General features: G+C 33.1%; 17 protein-coding genes. 6 read left to right on the top strand and 11 right to left on the bottom strand.

Annotated features, from left to right (window positions below; translation table 11 throughout):
• Positions 1 to 178: 178 nt before the first annotated feature.
• Both OH814_RS13905 and OH814_RS13910 read left to right on the top strand, forming a co-directional pair.
• Entirely contained in the window at positions 179 to 1,918 is a 1,740-nt protein-coding gene (locus OH814_RS13905) for a HAMP domain-containing sensor histidine kinase (protein WP_308828558.1), read from the top strand.
• Positions 1,915 to 2,559 carry a response regulator transcription factor gene (locus OH814_RS13910; protein ID WP_201133456.1) on the top strand — a complete coding sequence of 215 codons (645 nt, stop codon included), beginning with the start codon at positions 1,915 to 1,917 and terminating at the stop codon, positions 2,557 to 2,559. The genes OH814_RS13905 and OH814_RS13910 overlap by 4 nt, the downstream gene beginning before the upstream one ends.
• A 1,459-nt stretch (positions 2,560 to 4,018) precedes the next feature.
• Here OH814_RS13910 and OH814_RS13915 read toward each other — a convergent pair.
• Entirely contained in the window at positions 4,019 to 4,789 is a 771-nt protein-coding gene (locus OH814_RS13915) for a DUF3108 domain-containing protein (protein ID WP_123886994.1), read from the bottom strand.
• 154 nt (positions 4,790 to 4,943) lie between these two features.
• Between OH814_RS13915 and OH814_RS13920 the strand changes: the two genes are divergently transcribed.
• Both OH814_RS13920 and OH814_RS13925 read left to right on the top strand, forming a co-directional pair.
• A complete protein-coding gene (locus tag OH814_RS13920) occupies positions 4,944 to 5,999 on the top strand; it encodes an NAD(P)/FAD-dependent oxidoreductase (RefSeq protein ID WP_115621325.1) in 1,056 nt (351 codons plus the stop codon).
• Between the two features lie 90 nt (positions 6,000 to 6,089).
• Complete coding sequence (locus OH814_RS13925; RefSeq protein ID WP_076561077.1) at positions 6,090 to 6,419, top strand: 2Fe-2S iron-sulfur cluster-binding protein; 330 nt, start codon at positions 6,090 to 6,092, stop codon at positions 6,417 to 6,419.
• Positions 6,420 to 6,484: 65 nt separating this feature from the next.
• Here the strand turns inward: OH814_RS13925 and OH814_RS13930 are convergent, their stop codons facing one another.
• The 7 genes from OH814_RS13930 to OH814_RS13960 form a co-directional block, all read right to left on the bottom strand.
• Positions 6,485 to 7,477 (bottom strand): (p)ppGpp synthetase, encoded by a 993-nt coding sequence (locus OH814_RS13930; protein ID WP_308828559.1) that lies wholly within the window; start codon positions 7,475 to 7,477, stop codon positions 6,485 to 6,487.
• A gap of 77 nt (positions 7,478 to 7,554) precedes the next feature.
• Positions 7,555 to 8,136 (bottom strand): TIGR00730 family Rossman fold protein, encoded by a 582-nt coding sequence (locus OH814_RS13935; RefSeq protein WP_308828560.1) that lies wholly within the window; start codon positions 8,134 to 8,136, stop codon positions 7,555 to 7,557.
• Between the two features lie 16 nt (positions 8,137 to 8,152).
• Positions 8,153 to 8,617, bottom strand: coding sequence for a GNAT family N-acetyltransferase (locus tag OH814_RS13940; RefSeq protein WP_308828561.1), 465 nt, complete (start codon positions 8,615 to 8,617; stop codon positions 8,153 to 8,155).
• A gap of 349 nt (positions 8,618 to 8,966) precedes the next feature.
• Entirely contained in the window at positions 8,967 to 9,200 is a 234-nt protein-coding gene (locus OH814_RS13945; protein ID WP_279195883.1) for a hypothetical protein, read from the bottom strand.
• A gap of 133 nt (positions 9,201 to 9,333) precedes the next feature.
• Positions 9,334 to 10,779: an aminoacyl-histidine dipeptidase gene (locus OH814_RS13950; RefSeq protein ID WP_308828562.1), complete on the bottom strand. Its 1,446-nt coding sequence runs from the start codon at positions 10,777 to 10,779 to the stop codon at positions 9,334 to 9,336.
• 165 nt (positions 10,780 to 10,944) lie between these two features.
• Positions 10,945 to 11,436: a hypothetical protein gene (locus OH814_RS13955; RefSeq protein ID WP_308828563.1), complete on the bottom strand. Its 492-nt coding sequence runs from the start codon at positions 11,434 to 11,436 to the stop codon at positions 10,945 to 10,947.
• Between the two features lie 95 nt (positions 11,437 to 11,531).
• Complete coding sequence (locus OH814_RS13960) at positions 11,532 to 12,134, bottom strand: hypothetical protein (protein ID WP_074229939.1); 603 nt, start codon at positions 12,132 to 12,134, stop codon at positions 11,532 to 11,534.
• Positions 12,135 to 12,312: 178 nt separating this feature from the next.
• Between OH814_RS13960 and recR the strand changes: the two genes are divergently transcribed.
• Both recR and OH814_RS13970 read left to right on the top strand, forming a co-directional pair.
• Positions 12,313 to 12,924, top strand: a complete 612-nt coding sequence (gene recR / locus OH814_RS13965) for a recombination mediator RecR (protein WP_076561085.1) — start codon at positions 12,313 to 12,315, stop codon at positions 12,922 to 12,924.
• 2 nt (positions 12,925 to 12,926) lie between these two features.
• Positions 12,927 to 13,766 carry a glycosyltransferase family 2 protein gene (locus tag OH814_RS13970; protein WP_308828564.1) on the top strand — a complete coding sequence of 280 codons (840 nt, stop codon included), beginning with the start codon at positions 12,927 to 12,929 and terminating at the stop codon, positions 13,764 to 13,766.
• Positions 13,767 to 13,822: 56 nt separating this feature from the next.
• On the opposite strand, the gene secG is transcribed toward OH814_RS13970, so the two are convergent.
• The 3 genes from secG to OH814_RS13985 form a co-directional block, all read right to left on the bottom strand.
• Entirely contained in the window at positions 13,823 to 14,170 is a 348-nt protein-coding gene (gene secG / locus OH814_RS13975) for a preprotein translocase subunit SecG (protein ID WP_076561087.1), read from the bottom strand.
• Positions 14,171 to 14,291: 121 nt separating this feature from the next.
• Positions 14,292 to 16,337: a pitrilysin family protein gene (locus OH814_RS13980; RefSeq protein ID WP_308828565.1), complete on the bottom strand. Its 2,046-nt coding sequence runs from the start codon at positions 16,335 to 16,337 to the stop codon at positions 14,292 to 14,294.
• Between the two features lie 54 nt (positions 16,338 to 16,391).
• On the bottom strand, positions 16,392 to 17,705 hold the full coding sequence (locus OH814_RS13985) for a pitrilysin family protein (RefSeq protein WP_123887001.1): 1,314 nt from the start codon (positions 17,703 to 17,705) through the stop codon (positions 16,392 to 16,394).
• Positions 17,706 to 17,763 lie beyond the last annotated feature (58 nt).

Raw genomic sequence — 17,763 nt, forward strand, 5'->3', positions numbered from 1 at the left:
TAAAGACGAAGTTTTTGAAAAAAACATACAGTCTTTTGATGAAATTTAGAGAATAAAATATAGTTGTTTCAATAAATATTTTAATCTAAATAAGTGATAGTGTGCCAGAATGTTTTTTACAGCCTGTGAATCAGACTTTTAATCTGGAATGATTGTAAAAAGCTTTAAATACATGTATATGAAATCAAAAGAAGACCGTCCAAAATCATTGAATTTTAGATTCAGAAAAATTGTTCACTACTCTCTTATCTTTTGTATTCTATTAATACAGCTTATTATTGCAGCTTTTTTTTATAATGAATTTATCAATAGAAAAAATTTAGCATTTATAGAAAATCAACTGAAGGAAGTGCTTTCTCTGGAAAACTTAACAGATGATTCTCGAAAAGAGCTTTTGAATGCTCAGGATTTTCTTCAGCAATATTTAACTAAGGCTGATGAAAAATATTTGAATTCCTATTTTGTGTCCTTAGATAAACTTGGTAAAAATTTAGATAACATCAATCGATATGAGTCTAAATATCCGAGGCTAAAAAATATATTAAAATTTAAAAAAAATGATTCTCTAGGAAGTAAAAACCTAAAGACGTTGATTGATTCTACTTATCAGTATTCTACAAAATCAAATTTTAGAGCTCCTACTTCTATACCTTCTATTAAAAAATATGATGGCAATTACAATCTGGATAAATATGATTTTCAAGTAGAAACAAAAACGATTACAGATACTATTAAGAAAAAAGGCCTTTTTGGTCGTTTGGGAGATGCCATCACAGGAAAGCAAAGAGTGCGTAAAGAAAGTACGATCATTACTGTAAATAAAGGTAAAATACCTGAAGCCGCTGCCATAAAAGCAGATATGGACAGTATTATGAGCCTCGTGGAAAATCACTATTCTGGTGAAATAAAAAAAATGCAGGTGCAGGTTGCTGGAAAGCAAAATGACACCAATAAGTTTTATACCATTTTTAATAATCTTTTGGTGTATAGTAATGGGGTAATGAATATCTATGATTTTGCGATTAAAGATTCTAAAGCTGATCTTGAAAAGCAATATGCTCTGCTAAATTCTGAAAATAATAAGATTAGAACAAATCTGATTTTGGGAGCAATGGCTTTGATGTTTATCGTTTCCATATTAATTATGTATCTGACAAGAATTGCATTTGTATATGAGAATCAGCTGAAAGCAGCCAATAAGCAAATTAAAGAAAACCTTAATTTTAAAAACAGAATTCTGGGAATGCTGAGCCACGAATTGCGCTCGCCTCTGAAGATTATCGGCATTTTTATCAGAAAGATTGATAAAAAAACCAATGACGACAGTATTAAAGAATATTTAAAGTCAATTAGTTTTACCAACAAAACTTTATTGATGCAGGCAAATCAGATTTTAGAATATACCAAAAATCAACATGTAGAAAACCATCTTGTTCTTGTAGTTTTTAATCTTAAAAATGAAGTGACCTCTATTTTAAATTCAATAGAACCATACATTGAAACAAGAAATAATAAATTTATTTTTGAAGAAAATATTGATCCGGAAATTGAAGTGTATTCTGATAATACGAAGATTAATCAGATCTTTATGAATATACTTGCCAATGCAAATAAATTTACTGAGAACGGAGAGATTAAGGTCGTAACCAAAGCTGAATCTGTTGATGAAAGCTATGTTTCTCTGATGACTACAATAAGTGACACCGGGGTGGGAATTTCTAAATCTGATCTCGAAAAAATATTCGAGCCTTATTATCAGGGAGTTTTATCTGAAGGGGTTGAAAATTTGGGCGCAGGTTTAGGTTTAAGCTTATGTAAGGAGATTGTAGAATTGTATTCTGGAAATATCTCGGTAGACAGCGAACAAAATGTCGGTACAACAGTACGTTTTACTATTAATTTGAATATCAATAAATGAATAATTTAGAAACTAAAACCATTAATTTTTTACTTGCCGATGATCATAGTCTCATAAGGCAGGGTATAGAATTTCTTATCGAAGAACTTGGTTTTGAAGGCGAAATTTTTCACGCATCCACTCTAAAGAAAGTTTTAGAAACTGTAGGGGTGCAGCAAATAGAAATTGTAGTAATAGACGCTATTTTCCCAGACGGAAATAGCTTAAATATAATTGCTGAAATCAAAGCGCTGAAACCAGAAATTAAAATTCTGGTTTTTTCCGGAGTTGATGAAAATATACAGTCTATAAAATATATTAATGCCGGAGCAAACGGCTTCCTCAGTAAAATGAGTGAAGAAAAAGAGATAAAAGAAGCAATTCTTAAAATTCATGAAACAGGAAAATATATTTCCTCAATTACACAGAATTTACTGATTGATTCTTTACACAATCGGAGCATCATTAATCCTTTGCAAAAGCTTACGGATAGGGAGTTGGAAATTGCAGAGATGTACGCAAAAGGATATGGTAATCTCGAAATTGCAAATAATCTGAACGTAAAACAAAACACGATAAGCACGATTAAAAAAAGGATTTTTGATAAACTACATATCGAGAACATTGTTGATTTGGCTGAACTGATCAAAAATCAACATTAGTTTTATCCTTTTACTATTAATTTTATAGATAAATATCGACAATCATGTCATAATACATCTACAATATATATTGTGGAGCTACCCCTGTATCTGCCTATTTTTACACTATAGAAATACGGGAAAAATTATCTCTTTAGGAATGATTTTTAATTTGTAAATCTAAAATAAGTTCAGGTTTTGAAAATACTAAATAAATAATTGTCATCATTACAGCTGAAAAGCTCTACGAAAGATGCCTTTAATCAAAAAGAAATAATAAAAAAGTAAGTATAATCACGGAACTGAAAAGCTTGTCCTATATACTGGAAAAGAAAGTTTTTTTAACAATAGTCCTAGAAAATGATTTCAAAAAGCATGTTAATTTAGGTTATGGAACCTTCGGATTTTTTTCGGAGGTTTTTGCTTTTATGTAGTTTTTTTTGCATAGCTCTAAGTAAGAGATGCTAATTTAACCTAATTAATTTATTGTCGATAAATATCTATACGAACATCGAAATACATCTACAATAAATAGACTGAATAAAACTCAATATCTTCTTATTTTTACATTATACAGATGAAAGGAAGAATTTTAAGTCGCTAATTCAAAATAAACTTTTAAGTCATAATAAATTAAATTTTGAACTTAAGGGTGAATGGATGAAAATAATATCTAATTGGAGAATTGAAAAGTTTGCAATTAGATATTAAATATTAAAATTAATTTTTGTACTAAAATTTAAATAGAAACAATAATCTTCCACATGTTTATTGCAGAGTTAAAAAAAAACTTTGTGATAATTGAAACGATAAAGTTTTTTTATAATAGTCCTAGAAAATGATTTCAAAAATATGTAAATTTAGGATGTAAGGCCTTCGGAGTTTTTCGGAGGCTTTTTGTTTATTAAGTAGAGCTCCAATTTTTAGTTTTCAACATTATGTATTAAAAATCAGAATTTACAATCTGCTTTCAGTAAAATAAAGATTTACTCAATAGTTTTTTGTAGATAAATATCTACATGTGGATCGAAGTACATCTACAATATCTATAGTGCAATTACTGTCATATCTTCCTATTTTTACATTATAGAAACGATCGAAAAAGTTCTTTAGAATGTTTTTTATTTGTTATCTAAATAAGTTGAGATTTTGAAAATATTTATTAAAATAAATTTAAAATTTTGAAATTGGTTGAAAACACGAATGATGAGAAAAAAAAGTATGCCGAGTTCATTACAACTTATAAAAACACAATTGATTAACCTAAGTGTCATCTTTACAGAGCTGAAAGGCTCTGTAACAGGTGCCTTAAATCAATTTTAAATAATTTATACAAATAATAAATGCCCTTAGGTTACTTATAAAGTTAAAACTTTATAATAAGTGAAAGGGTGGAGTTTTTCATAAATACTTTGAATAGTATTCTACAAGTTTGTTAATTTAGGTTGATAAGTCTCCGGAAAAGTTCCGGAGACTTTTTCTATTTTGTAAACTTCAACGGAAATTTCACATTTTTATAATCATCAATACTTGCCTTTAATGAGCCAACTGCCAATTCAGCTTTTAGCAGCAACGGAATATGGTTGTAATCATTACTCACCCACATTGTAACACCTTCTTTTTCTTTAAAAACTCTTCCGCTCTTTACCGAAGGAATGATCTTTAAAGCACTGATGGTTCCGTATTTTGTCTTTAAATTTTCAGTTCCGGTGACTTTAAGTTGGAAAGGAAACATTTCGTCATCAATCCACACATTCATATTAATAATAGTTCCTACTTTTAGCTCAGCAGGAGTTTTGCTTCTCAGATAGTAAAAACATGAGAGCATATCTTGCACACCTTTTACAGATTTTATGGTTTTTGAACCATTGGCAGGCGTTTTTTTATCAGTTAAAACCAATGTGTGATTGTCGTGGTTAAAAACAGTTTGCAAGTGTTGTCTGTAGCTGCCTTCTTTCACATTTCTTACATAAAAACTAGGCAATTCTGTAGCAATATTGATATAGCTTTCATATAAATCTTCAACTTTAAAAAAAGCTTTTACAGCTCCTGTTGTTTGCCCGGTTCCTTTTACGTATAAGTGTGGGGCGCCTTTATAATTAACTTTTTTGGTCGTGAGATTGGCCGATCCGGCGTTTAAAAACCCATAGTGTATTCTTAAAGTGATCGATTCGCCGTCTGCCACATTGTTAAGTTGTGAATAGCCCAAAAAGAAAGCAAATATTGCTGTAATGGTAAGTAACTTCTTCATAATTTAAATTTTGCAAAAACACTGCCAATTTTTTCATTATCAGCTTATTGCGTCTTTTTGATAAATCTCAGTTTTTTATTTGAGCATAATTAAATATGCTTCGCATTAAAATTAGTAAATTTGCAGCTACAAATTATTAAATTATCATCATATTATGATCACTACAGATATATTGATTATCGGAGCAGGACCAACGGGACTATTTGCTGTGTTTGAGGCTGGTTTGCTTAAAATGAAATGTCACATCATCGACGCACTTCCTCAACCGGGAGGTCAGTTAGCAGAATTATATCCTAAAAAGCCGATTTTTGATATTCCGGGTTATCCGTCTGTAAATGCAGGTGAGTTGGTCGATAATTTAATGGAACAGATCAAACAGTTTCAGCCGGGATTCACTTTGGGAGAAACCGCTGTTTCTTACACAAAAGTAGATGACGAGTGGTTTGAAGTAATTACTAATAAAGGCACCGTTCACAGGTGTAAAGCCATTGCAATTGCAGGAGGTTTGGGAACATTCGAACCGAGAAAGCCAACGATGGAGAACATCGCAGACTATGAAGAAAAAGGCTTGGAATATTTTGTAAAAGAGCCTGAGCATTTCAGAAATAAAAAAGTGGTTATCGCCGGAGGTGGAGATTCTGCTTTAGACTGGAGTGTTTTCTTATCTAATGTTGCAAGTGAAGTGACTTTGATTCACAGAAGAAATGAATTCCGTGGCGCTCTGGATTCTGTAGAGAAAGTTCAGGAACTTAAAAATCAGGGTAAAATTAAATTGATTACTCCTGCTGAAGTTACTGCGATTAAAGGTGACGGAAAAGTAGAAGCGATTACTGTAGCAGTTGACGGGCAAGATCCTTATGATATAGAAACAGATTATTTCATTCCATTATTCGGTTTGACTCCAAAATTGGGTGAAATTGGAAATTGGGGATTGAATATTGAGAAAAATGCAATCGTGGTAAACAATGCTTTAGACTATCAGACGAATATCAGCGGAATTTATGCAATTGGTGATATCAATACATATCCGGGGAAATTAAAACTGATTCTTTGTGGTTTCCACGAAGCTACTTTGATGTGTCAGAGTGTTTATAACAGATTAAATCCTGGTAAAAAATTCGTTTTAAAATATACGACAGTAAGTGGAGTAGATGGTTTCGACGGAAGCCGTAAGGAAGCTGAGAAAGCAGTTGTAAAGAAAATAGATTAATTTGGTTTTTAGGTTTTGGTTGACGGTTGTTAGTTAATGCATTTCTGAAAACCAACAACCAACAACCATCAACTAACAACATTTATAATAATGAGCGATATAAATATAAAAATCACCGATAGAGAAGGTGTTACTCACGAAGTGGTTGCTCCAACGGATATGTCGATGAATTTGATGGAAATTATCCGTTCGTATGAATTGGCAGAAGAAGGTACCATCGGAGTTTGTGGTGGCATGGCGATGTGTGCTTCATGTCAGGTTTATGTGATAAGCGATCCCGGACTAGAGCCAATGGGCGATGAAGAAGATGCAATGCTTGGTGAAGCTTTCCATGTAAAAGAAAACAGCAGATTGGGTTGCCAGCTACACATGGCGATGGAGATGGAAGGTCTTGAAGTGGAGATCGCTCCGTATCCTTAGAACATTTTTATACATAATATATAAACTCCCGAAGGTTTTCTTCGGGAGTTTCTTGTTGATAAACTTTATGTTTTACTTTCCAAATAATTAATTAGCCAAAGTATCGGCGCACCTTGTATCAAAGAAATCTTTATTTTACTATTAGTCACATTTTCATTTAAAGATTTTAAATAGTCTACTTGTCTTGCTGTAATTTCTTCCTTATAGATAACCAGATTTTCTTCCAGTTGGGTTAAATCAAATATCTGTAAATCTTTAAGCTGTGATGAGAAATTGTTTGATGAAATATAGGTAGAATCAAACTTAGGATTTTCGGTAAGCTTTAGAGCTTTCTTGATCTCATTTTCAATTTCCCGTAAAAGCTGATTCTTTTTCACAAACGCAATAATCGTAGATTCATTGATTTCTATGGATTTTTCTTTGCTTTTTAAATTTTTACTGACCGTATTTTCAAAGTACTGAATTTCTTTTTTTAGCTTCGTAAATTCAATATCCGCTTGTTCAAGTAATGCGGCTACTCTGTAGAATGTTCGCTTTGCTTTTTGAGGAATCTGAGTAAAAGATTTATAGCCCAGATCATGTTCTATCTCTGCCCACGAATGTTGAAGTATACTCCTTATCTGAATTTCAAATTTAATATCTTTATACTCCTCATATCCTGCTGTTTGTGCTTTATGATCATTTAGTTGTAAAATATAATGAACGCTTCTGTACCCGAATTTATCAATCTCAATATTTCTTTTATCAATTGAGTTTTCCCAATCGATTTTAAATTCTTTATTTAGGATTTCCTCTATTTTTGAAATATCATCTTCAAAATAAGTAATAATTCGCAATGCCAAAATATCTGTAATATCCTGCAGCTTTTCGTACTTATTCTTCTTGATGACTTTTTGTGCGAGGCTTTCTTTGGTTTTTATCCGGCTTATGATTTGATGGATTGAATAATTTTTACATAATTTCCTTAAAATCTTTTCGATCTTGAAACTAAATGAAGAATACAAGTGAGATTTTTCCTCATATTGAATTAGTATTTTATTTAAATCCTCGTTTATCATAATAATTAGCCATTATTTAAATTTACAAACTTTTAATTATAATCCTTTATTAGTTACTTTTAAAGCCTAGGTTTTTTTTAAACTTCTTCTTTTGAAATCCATTTTCCAACAGACGGAGCCCGGTAATTTTTCATTTTCTCCAATAATTCATCAATCGAATCACTCACAAGAAGCATTTCCTGATTGATTTGTTTTAAGAATCCTTTATCTACCATATTCTGTACCAGCTTGATCAAATCATCATAAAAACCATTGATGTTCAGAATGGCAATCGGTTTTTTATGAAGTCCGAGTTGCGCCCAGGTTATCATTTCAAAAAACTCTTCTAAAGTACCATAACCGCCGGGAAGTACAATCACGCCGTCACAAAGATCATTCATTTTGGTTTTTCTTTCGTGCATGGTTTCTACCAAAATAAGTTCGGTAAGGTCTTGATGAGCGATTTCTTTAGATTGCAAAAAGTGGGGTAGAACTCCTATTGCTTTTCCGCCTTCCTGTAAAACTCCGTCAGCAACTGCGCCCATCAATCCGACATTAGCACCGCCATAAACGAGTTGAATATTTTGGTTTGCCAAAGTCTGTCCTAGCAAAATTGCCTGTTCTTTATATATTTCATCAGAACCAAAACTTGATCCGCAGAATACTGTGATGCTTTTCATTATTTTAATTTTTCAATTATTTTTTCCATTTTATTTTTACGGCAGACATGATTTTCAATTCTAGTCTTGTGTCTGATAAAACTTCAAATCCGTTTTTTAAATAGAATTCGAGTGGTGATTTGTAAAAACTACCATTACGTTTTTTGTCATCGCTATGGTCTATAACCCAGCCGTTCAGCGCTTTTTTATTTTGTTTAAGCTCATTCAGAACTTTTGTTCCCCAATCTTTACCATGAAGGTTTTCTGAAAGAATAATTGCAAACCATGTTTCATTTTCTCTTTTAAAAGTAATTGCCCAGCCTTGAATTTTTTCATCATTATTTGCTAAAAGAAAATGCTTGACTTCATTGAGCTTTTCAAGATAACTTTCGAAGCCGGCCATATTTTTATAAGTAAGTTTTTCAGGATATTCATTATTCCACAATTGTAAAACCTGTTCTTTTTGTACTTGATTAAGTTGATGGGTGGTTGTGATTTTCATGAATATGTTTAATCAAAAGTGATTATTTAGTAGATCATTGATAATAGAATTATTATCAATTAATTTTTTATATTTTCCTATTAATAGGTGATTGTCTATTAGAGAAAAATGATAAAATTTCTACATTTCTATCTTTAATACGATAATATACAGTGTTGAATGTAAGAATGACCGCTTTGTGAACGTTTGTATGTTCAGACTTTGGAAAAATATATGGGTTCTGCGAGATTATTTCTTAGAAGCTTTCTATTTTGTGGGCAAGTTTTGTTACTTCTTTTCTGAAAAGTTTTTTTGAAGATATTCAATTGTTTCTTCCAATTCGCTCAGTGCATTTGGAGTCCATGAAATATTATAACCACTTTTCATAGAGTTTTCTCGCTTCAGAATGTGGCTTTACATCATTTTGATCAGCTTCGGATATTCCTTTTTCAATTGATTTTTTTTCTTCTTCTGAGATAGAATTCCACCAGTCTTTTGTTTCTTCTTTCTTAAATTGCATTAGCTTTTTGATAATAGAAGTATCTTCCAAGGTAGATAACCATTGAATAAGTTCAAGCTTTTCGTTGAGAATATGTGATTTCATAATTCATCTTTCTTATTCAAATTTATGATTTTTAAATTAAATTTTAATTCTAAATCTAAAAAGCACGAAAACAAGAAACAAAAATATCCAAAATCAATCGACTTTGGATATTTTCAATATAAAAATCACATTCTTATTTTAACGGAATGTTTGCTAAAATATCTTTTGTAAAGCTCCAGAATTTCTGTGTTGAAGAAATATTTGCTTTTTCATCCGGAGAGTGAGCTCCTCTAATGGTTGGTCCGTAACTTACCATTTCCATTTCAGGATAATTTGCACCGATAATTCCGCATTCTAAACCTGCATGACAAGCAACAACGTGTGGTTTTTCTGCAAATTTTTCGGTGTAGATTTTTTCTAAAACTTGTACAATTTCAGAACCTGGTTTTGGTTTCCATCCTGGATAAGAACCGCTGAATTCAACGTTCATTCCGGCTAATTCTGATACAGATTTTAATTGTTCTGCCACCGAATCTTTAGACGAATCTACCGATGATCTTGAAAGATTCAATATTTTCAAACCACCTTCTTTTAATTCTACTCTTGCCACGTTGTTTGACGATTCTACCAAATCCTGTACATCCGGGCTCATTCTGTAAACGCCGTTGTGAAGAGATTTTAAAACTAAAATAATTTTCTTTGAATCATCTACAGAAAGTGCTTTATCAGAACTTGTAGAGTTTTCAATATTAATTTGAAGATGAGCTTCAACAGATGCAAATTCTTCTAAAATTTCTTTTTTGATTCCGTTGGTTACGTTTTCAATAAATTCACCAGCATTTCGCACAGAAATTAAAGCTACAGATTCTCTTGGTATTGCATTTCTCAAACTTCCACCGTCAATAGAGATCAATTGAACGTTTTGATTTTCCAAAGCTTTGTAAAGAATTCTTCCCATGATGATATTGGCATTTCCAAAACCTTTATGAATATCCATTCCTGAGTGACCGCCTTGCAAACCTTTTACTTCGATTCTCACGATTTGTCCGTTAGAAGCTTCTGTTGGATAGTTTTGGGTTACCGTAACATCAATTCCACCTGCACATCCGATGTCGATTTCGTCATCTTCTTCTGTGTCTAAATTTAAAAGGATTTGGCCGGTCAATTGTCCGGGTTTTAAACCTAAAGCTCCGGTCATTCCGGTTTCTTCATCAATCGTAAATAAAGCCTCCAAATCAGGATGTGGAATGTCTGAACTTTCAAGAACCGACATAATGGTTGCAACGCCTAAACCGTTATCTGCACCTAAAGTTGTGCCTTTTGCTTTTACCCAGTCTCCGTCAACTTCCATCTGGATACCTTGGGTTTCAAAATCGAAATTTACATCGTTATTTTTTTGGCAAACCATATCCAAATGCGACTGCATAACGATTGACTTACGGTTTTCCATTCCCGGAGTAGCCGGTTTTTTAATAATCACATTTCCTACTTCATCTACGGTAGTTTCCAGTCCTAAATTTTCACCAAATTCTTTGATGAAAGCGATTACTTTTTCTTCTTTTTTCGACGGTCTCGGAACTGCATTTAATTTGGAGAAATTCTTCCAGATAATTTGCGGTTCTATATTGGATAGTTCCATAAAAATTTATTTTTATCAAAATTACGAAATCGCTATGATTTAGAAACAAAAATACCAACTAAAACTCGGCGATTGCATATGACAAATAAAAACATAAATAAATACATATGAAATAAAAAATGCTCCCGAAATTCAGGAGCAGTATTTTTAGAAGCAAAAAGAGGTTTAGCATCCGCATTCACCATAAATAGGTATTTTGGTAATGCTGCCGTCCGGTTTTTCAATGGTTAAAGTACCTTCAAAAATTAAAGCTTCTTCGTGTTTTATTTTTTTTCCTTTAACAGAGATTTTATAATTCTCATTTTCAATTTCCTTGGTTAGCTCTTCGCCAGCTTCCATATCGCTTGAAGAAATCAGATTCATGGCGATTCTCTTTCCGTCGAGTTTCATGTAAGCCGTTTTTCCTGCATCATCGGCGTAAATGTATTTTTCTTGTTCAAAATCTGCTTTGTTTCTTGCAAAATAGCATGAGCATTCTTTGATTTCTTTCGGAAAAGGAAATACATCAACTAAAACTTTCTCAGGTGCAAAATCTGTTTTAGCAGAATCCTGAACCACATTCAAAGAGTCTGAAGGTTTTGAATCTGTAACGGTTTCTTTTTCCTTTTTACAGGCAACCAAAATTAAAGCTGAAAAGAGAATGATAAAATATTTCATGTGTCTAAGTTTTTGTCTATAAAGATTGTAATTAATTTAATGAATAACTGCTTCAAAATGTAAGCCATCATCAATAGTTAATTGCAATCTTGGTATTATCCTCTTGCTCTTTCAAGTAAAACCATCATTAATAGAGATAAAACGACTAAACTTTCGTCTTCATCATCAATATCAATCAGTCTGTCAAGCTGAAATCTTCTTCCGAACATTGAAGGCATTTTTTTTAGCTTAAAATATTCTTTTCCATCCATTCCTTTTACGGTGTAAGACGGGTTAAGGAAATATCCGGTAAACATTCCGATGATTGGGATTTCACCAACCATTCCGTCGAAAAATTTTACCCAAGCATTATCTTCAGTGATGGTAAACTTTTGCTGATCAGCCTCGTCTAAAACATTGTAAGAAGATTTCCAGATAGAACGCATTCCTTTTCTTGCCAATCTTCCGAAATTTTTTCCGATCGTATCTTTAATAGAATAAGATGCATTAAAATCAATCCATTGGTTGGCCTGAATTCTGAAAAGTTCTTTGGTTTTGCTTTCGTCATTGAAAACGATAACATCTTCTTTTAGTTTAAACATCTTCTGACGAACGTAAGCTACATAATTTCCTTGCCTGTCTGTAATGTTGAAATCGCTGGCAAGCGTTGTGATTTTAAATTTAAAATCCAGCGGATAGTTGAGATTGTTAAGTACCATTTAGTTTATTTCTGTTTAATATTTTGATGATCAAAGATAGTGGTTTTTTCAGATTTATGGTTGATAAGTGACTAATTCTGCAAGTTGATAGTATCACTTCAATTTTAACCTGTTAAGTTATCGACCTAATTGAATTTTGACTATTACATTTTACAACTATAATTCTTATTTTTGTGCTATGGATTACCCAAGTAAAGTATTGGCAAAAGCAGTTGAAGAGATTTCCGGGCTTCCGGGTATTGGGAAGAAAACTGCTTTGCGTCTTGCGCTTCATTTACTAAAACAGCCCAATTCCAGAGCGACAAGTTTGGGAACTTCAATTATCAATCTGGTCAATGAAATTAAATATTGCAAAGAATGCCACAATTTTTCAGATTTTGAGATTTGTGAAATCTGCAGTAATGATAAACGCAGTAATGAGCTGATTTGTATTGTTGAAGATGTACGTGACGTGATTGCTATCGAAAATACCGGAAAATACAGAGGGAAATACCTTATTTTGGGCGGAAAGATTTCTCCGATGGAAGGGGTTGGCCCTCACCAATTAAATATTCCTAGTATTGAAAAGAAGTTGCAGCAAGGTTTGGCAAAAGAATTTATCTTTGCTTTAAGCGCAACAATGGAAGGCGATACTACAGCATATTATATTTACAAAAAATTCAAGAACTCGGGGGTTCAGTTTTCAAGTATTGCAAGAGGGATTTCCGTAGGGGATGAATTGGAGTACGCAGATGAAATATCTTTGGGTAGGTCGATCACCAACAGGCTTCCATATAACGAAAAGGATTAAAAATGAATAAGAAACTTTCAATCGTTATCGTTAATTATAATGTGACTCAGCTTCTGAGAAACTGCCTTCTTTCTATTCAAAAATATTGTGAAGGAATCGATTACGAGGTTATTGTGATTGATAGTAAGTCTACTGATAGTTCTTGGGGTGACCTGATTCCCGAATTTCCGAAAGTACATTTTATTGCTTCTGAAAAGAACGAAGGTTTTTCCAAAGCTAATAACAGAGCAATAGAAACGGCAGCAGGAGAATATCTGTTGATTTTAAATCCGGATACAGAACTGGAAGGTTTTTATTTAAAAGAAATTTTAAATTTTGCTGATTCTAAAACCAATTTCGGATGTTTGGGCGTGAGAATGCATGATGCAAAAGGAAATTTCCTTCCGGAAAGTAAACGTTCGGTTCCTGATATGATCAATTCTTTCGAAAAATTATTTACCAATTTCAAAAAGAAAAATTCAAAATCATATTATCGAAATGATGTAGATGAATATGGTGTTGCCGAAGTAGAAGTCATCACCGGAGCATTTTTCCTGGTTAAAAAAGAGGTTTACGAGAAAGTTGGTGGTCTTGACGAAAGATATTTTATGTACGGTGAAGATATTGATCTGTGCTATACTTTATTGAATAACAATTATAAAAACTATTATTACGGAAAAGCATCTATCCTTCATCATAAAGGTGAAAGCACCGTGAAAGATGAGTTATATCTTGAGCGATTTTATGGAGCAATGCAGATTTTTATTGATAAATATTATAGAGTGAATAAGCCTCTGCAATATTCATTTATGAAAGCCGGTTTAAGGCTAAGGCACAAAATAGAAAAAATAAAACTCAAATAAAAAAGCAACTCAATGAATTAATTGAGTTGCTTTTTTTATCTTAAATAAAGTATTTCTTATTTATTTGCCGGAACACTTACCGGAGCCGTAGATTGAGAAGCCGGAGCTTTCTCTACAGGAGCTTCAGATTTAGTTGGAGCTTGTGGAATAGTCGGTGCTGCTTGTTTAGGTTTCCCTGTAACAACAACGCTTATCAAAATAAGAACGATGATCACCGCGCCTAAAGTCCAGGTTGACTTTTCCATAAAGTCATTCGTTCTCTGTACTCCAAACTGTGCAGGAGATGCACCTCCGAATGTACTAGAAAGACCGCCACCTTTTGGGTTTTGAGCCATAACAACGATTACCAATAAAACGCTGGCAATCATAATAAGAATCATTAATAGTGTAAATATAGTATCCATTAATTTTAATATCTTTTTGAATGGGCAAATTTAATGTTTTTTTACCGAACTGCAAAATAAGATTTAAGCTAAAATAAAAACGGCAGCGATTGCTACCGTTTTTATTAAAATATATTAATTCTTATTTGAAGTCAGAATCTTTAGCCTGGTTTACTTCGTATGATTTTACTTTCATCACCATTTCCGCACCCATTTGATTAACTGTAATCGTATAAGGCATTTTCACACCAGCAACGTCCTTGTAATCTGCAAAAGTTGTAGGAACTGTAAATGTTTGTCCCTGCGTTGATACAGTTTCAGTTTCACCAGTTTTAAGACCAGTTTTTACGCTATAGTAATATGCCTTATCACCAGATTTGATTGCGTAAGAATCTTCACCGTTGATTTTTTCAATTCCTGTCAATTTGTAATCTCCAGATTTAGAAAAACCTAATTCTTCGAAAAGCTCTGTGGTTTTCAGATTATCAGCAATTTGTTCCTTAGTCATCTGAACTTTTTGTCCACCTTGCTCCGAGTATCCTGTTTTACCATCAAAAACCTGTTTCTGAAGAGTCATTGCCCCCATAGAAACGATTTGTATTTCTTTTCCTCCTTGAGCTTTTGTTGTTTTTATATCGATGTTTTGTCCTTGCATAGACATTGAACCAGTCATTGTGTAAGAATTCACTTTCGACAAATTAGCTTTTCCACCAATTGCATTAATATACTTATCAACAACAGAAGCTACAGTTACACTTGGGTCAACTTTTTGTGCTGTCGGTTTAGCAACAGGATTTGCATACGCATCATAATATTTTACTGGGTAACCTAATTTTTCTAATCCTTCAGAAATATCAGAAGCTTTACCAGCAATGAAAATTCTGCTTTGGTTGGGTAAAATAGTTGTTTTTACTGCATTAGAAACATCAGCTGATGTTACTTTATCAATAGACTTTAAATAATTGGTGTAGAAATCATCCGGAAGATCCTGAACTTTTTGGTTTACAGCAAATCTTGCAATGGTTGCAGGTTGCTCTAATGCCATAATAAAGCTTCCTTTCAATTTAGCTTTAGCATTTTCAAGTTCGTCAGCTTTTACCGTCGAGATTGCATTAATTTCGTTTATAAACTCTTTTACAGCTTTGTCGGTTACCTCATTTCTTACACTTGCTTCTGCAGAGAAAGAAGGTGAGTATTTGCTTGCGCTCATATCAGAATAAGCTCCGTATGTAAATCCGTTTTTCTCACGAAGATTCATGAAAAGTCTGGCTTCTCCACCACCACCAAGAATATAGTTGGCGATTGTTGCAGGGAAGTAACTAGGATCTTTCATTTTCAATGTGTTCAGGTTTCCTACAGACACTACAGATTGTACTGCAGAAGGAACGTCTACTACATTGATCTCCGTTTTAGCAACATTAGAAGCTGGTTCTAATGCAGCGAATTTTGTATTGGCTTTTTTCCAGTTGCTGAAAGCTTTTTCAACCATTGGTTTCACCTGATCATATTTTACATCCCCTACAATTACAAGATATGCATTGTCTGGAGCGTAATATTTTTTATAAACATTCTGAACGTCAGCTAACTGAATTTTTTTGATCGATTCTTCAGTTTCAAATTCACCTCTTGAAGTGTTTTTTCCGTACGCTAATGCGTTTGAAACTCTTGAAGCGATTGCATCTGCGCTTTTCTCTGAAGATTTCAGACCTTCAACAGCTCTGTCTTTAGACTTTTGAATTTCGTCAGCAGAAAATTTAGGATTGATGATTGCATCAGCCATTAAACCTAAAACTTCAGGGAAGTATTTTGAAAGTGAGTTTGAAGAAGCTCCTGCAGAAGAGAAGTTTAAGTTAGCTCCTAAGAAATCAATTTTTTTATTGAATGCATCTTTGCTTAAAGTAGTTGTTCCGTTACCAAGCTGATCTGCCATGATCTCGCTTACTCCAGCTACATCACCTTCGAAGTAAGGTTGTCTGTCCATAGAAAGACTTACATTTACTCTTGGCAATTTGTTGTTTTCAACCACCATTACGGTCATTCCGTTTTTAAGCTGAAAAGTTTTTGGTTTCGCAATGTTAATCGCAGGAGTTGGTCCCGGCTTTGGCATTGCATTGATATCAATTTTTTGTGCAGAAAGCATTCCTGAAAATAAAAATGCTACGGCTATATAGGTAAATTGTTTTTTCATTGTAAAAAATTTAAATTGTATAATCATATTTAAAACACGAGGTTTTTTATATGATTACTTTTTCTCAGGTAAGTAATTAAGGACAACTCTTTGGTTAGAATTCAAATACTTTTTAGCCGCATTCTGTAAGTCCTGCTTAGTAATCGATTTGTAAATGTCGATTTCTTTATTAATCAGGTTAGTATCTCCCATCAATACGTGGTTTGTAGCTAAAGAAGCTGCAATCCCCTGAATGCTTGAATTAGCATTTACAAACTGATTTTCATACTGATTCTGAAGTTTTTGATAATCTTCATCAGAAATTAAAGTAGTCTGAAGTTTTTTGATTTCGGCATCGATGTCTGACTGTAAAGTCTGCTTCGTAGTTGCTCCCATCGGGATTGCAAAGAATGCGAAAATACCGTAATCTTCAAGACCTTGGTTGAAAGCTGCTACCTGAAGTGCTTTTTTCTCCTGATCTACCAATTTTTTATATAAAATAGATGACTTTCCGTTGCTTAAATAAGATGAAAGCATATCTAAAACATAAGCATCTTTTTCTTTGTTACCCGGCGTTCTGTATGCAAAAACATAAGCAGGAAGCTGGATGTTTGGATCGTATGCCGTTACTTCTTTTTCTTTTGTGATAGGCTCGTCTTTCGGGAAGTTTTTAGGATATACGGTTCCTTTAGGAATAGCTCCGTAATATTCTTTAATCCATTTTTTGGTCTGCTCAGGCTTGATATCTCCAGCTACAACCAAAGTTGCGTTGTTTGGAACGTAATATTTTTTGTAAAACGCCTTAAATTCATCCAATTTTGCAGAATTCAAATCATCCATAGATCCAATTGTAGACCATGTATATGGATGTTTGGTGAAAAGATTTTTCTGTACGTTTGTGAAAAGATTTCCATAAGGCTGGTTATCCATTCTCATTCTCTTTTCTTCTTTTACAACTTCTCTCTGGGTATCTACACCTATCTGGTTGATCTCTGCATGACGAAGTCTTTCAGACTCCATCCAAAGGCCTAATTGCTCATTGTTTGAAGGGAAAGTTTCGTAGTAATATGTTCTGTCGTTCGTTGTGTTTGCGTTATTTTGTCCACCATTTGAAGAAACTATTTTAAACCATTCTCCTCTTTTAATATTTGGTGTACCTTCAAATAAAAGGTGCTCAAAAAAATGGGCAAAACCTGTTCTTCCAACTACTTCATCTTTTGCTCCCACATGATACATTACACCTGTTGTTACCACCGGTGCAGAATTATCCTGATGTAAGATTACGTGTAAACCATTTGGTAAATCATACTCTTCAAACTTGATTTGTTGTGCATTCAGCATTGCTCCAAAAAAGGCAGCTGCTGCAACACTAAGAAGTCGTTTTTTCATAAAATAGAAATTGTTTTGTCAATTAGTGTCAAATTTAAATTAATTGTTACAAGTTTTT

It is taken from the genome of Chryseobacterium sp. CFS15 (assembly GCF_031118795.1).
GTDB classification, from domain to species: Bacteria; Bacteroidota; Bacteroidia; order Flavobacteriales; family Weeksellaceae; genus Chryseobacterium; species Chryseobacterium indoltheticum.

Coding starts and splice junctions, on each gene's coding strand:
- OH814_RS13905 (WP_308828558.1), top strand. CDS start 179: ATGAAATCAAAAGAAGACCGTCCAAAATCATTGAATTTTAGATTCAGA.
- OH814_RS13910 (WP_201133456.1), top strand. CDS start 1,915: ATGAATAATTTAGAAACTAAAACCATTAATTTTTTACTTGCCGATGAT.
- OH814_RS13915 (WP_123886994.1), bottom strand. CDS start 4,789: ATGAAGAAGTTACTTACCATTACAGCAATATTTGCTTTCTTTTTGGGC.
- OH814_RS13920 (WP_115621325.1), top strand. CDS start 4,944: ATGATCACTACAGATATATTGATTATCGGAGCAGGACCAACGGGACTA.
- OH814_RS13925 (WP_076561077.1), top strand. CDS start 6,090: ATGAGCGATATAAATATAAAAATCACCGATAGAGAAGGTGTTACTCAC.
- OH814_RS13930 (WP_308828559.1), bottom strand. CDS start 7,477: ATGATAAACGAGGATTTAAATAAAATACTAATTCAATATGAGGAAAAA.
- OH814_RS13935 (WP_308828560.1), bottom strand. CDS start 8,136: ATGAAAAGCATCACAGTATTCTGCGGATCAAGTTTTGGTTCTGATGAA.
- OH814_RS13940 (WP_308828561.1), bottom strand. CDS start 8,617: ATGAAAATCACAACCACCCATCAACTTAATCAAGTACAAAAAGAACAG.
- OH814_RS13945 (WP_279195883.1), bottom strand. CDS start 9,200: ATGAAATCACATATTCTCAACGAAAAGCTTGAACTTATTCAATGGTTA.
- OH814_RS13950 (WP_308828562.1), bottom strand. CDS start 10,779: ATGGAACTATCCAATATAGAACCGCAAATTATCTGGAAGAATTTCTCC.
- OH814_RS13955 (WP_308828563.1), bottom strand. CDS start 11,436: ATGAAATATTTTATCATTCTCTTTTCAGCTTTAATTTTGGTTGCCTGT.
- OH814_RS13960 (WP_074229939.1), bottom strand. CDS start 12,134: ATGGTACTTAACAATCTCAACTATCCGCTGGATTTTAAATTTAAAATC.
- recR (WP_076561085.1), top strand. CDS start 12,313: ATGGATTACCCAAGTAAAGTATTGGCAAAAGCAGTTGAAGAGATTTCC.
- OH814_RS13970 (WP_308828564.1), top strand. CDS start 12,927: ATGAATAAGAAACTTTCAATCGTTATCGTTAATTATAATGTGACTCAG.
- secG (WP_076561087.1), bottom strand. CDS start 14,170: ATGGATACTATATTTACACTATTAATGATTCTTATTATGATTGCCAGC.
- OH814_RS13980 (WP_308828565.1), bottom strand. CDS start 16,337: ATGAAAAAACAATTTACCTATATAGCCGTAGCATTTTTATTTTCAGGA.
- OH814_RS13985 (WP_123887001.1), bottom strand. CDS start 17,705: ATGAAAAAACGACTTCTTAGTGTTGCAGCAGCTGCCTTTTTTGGAGCA.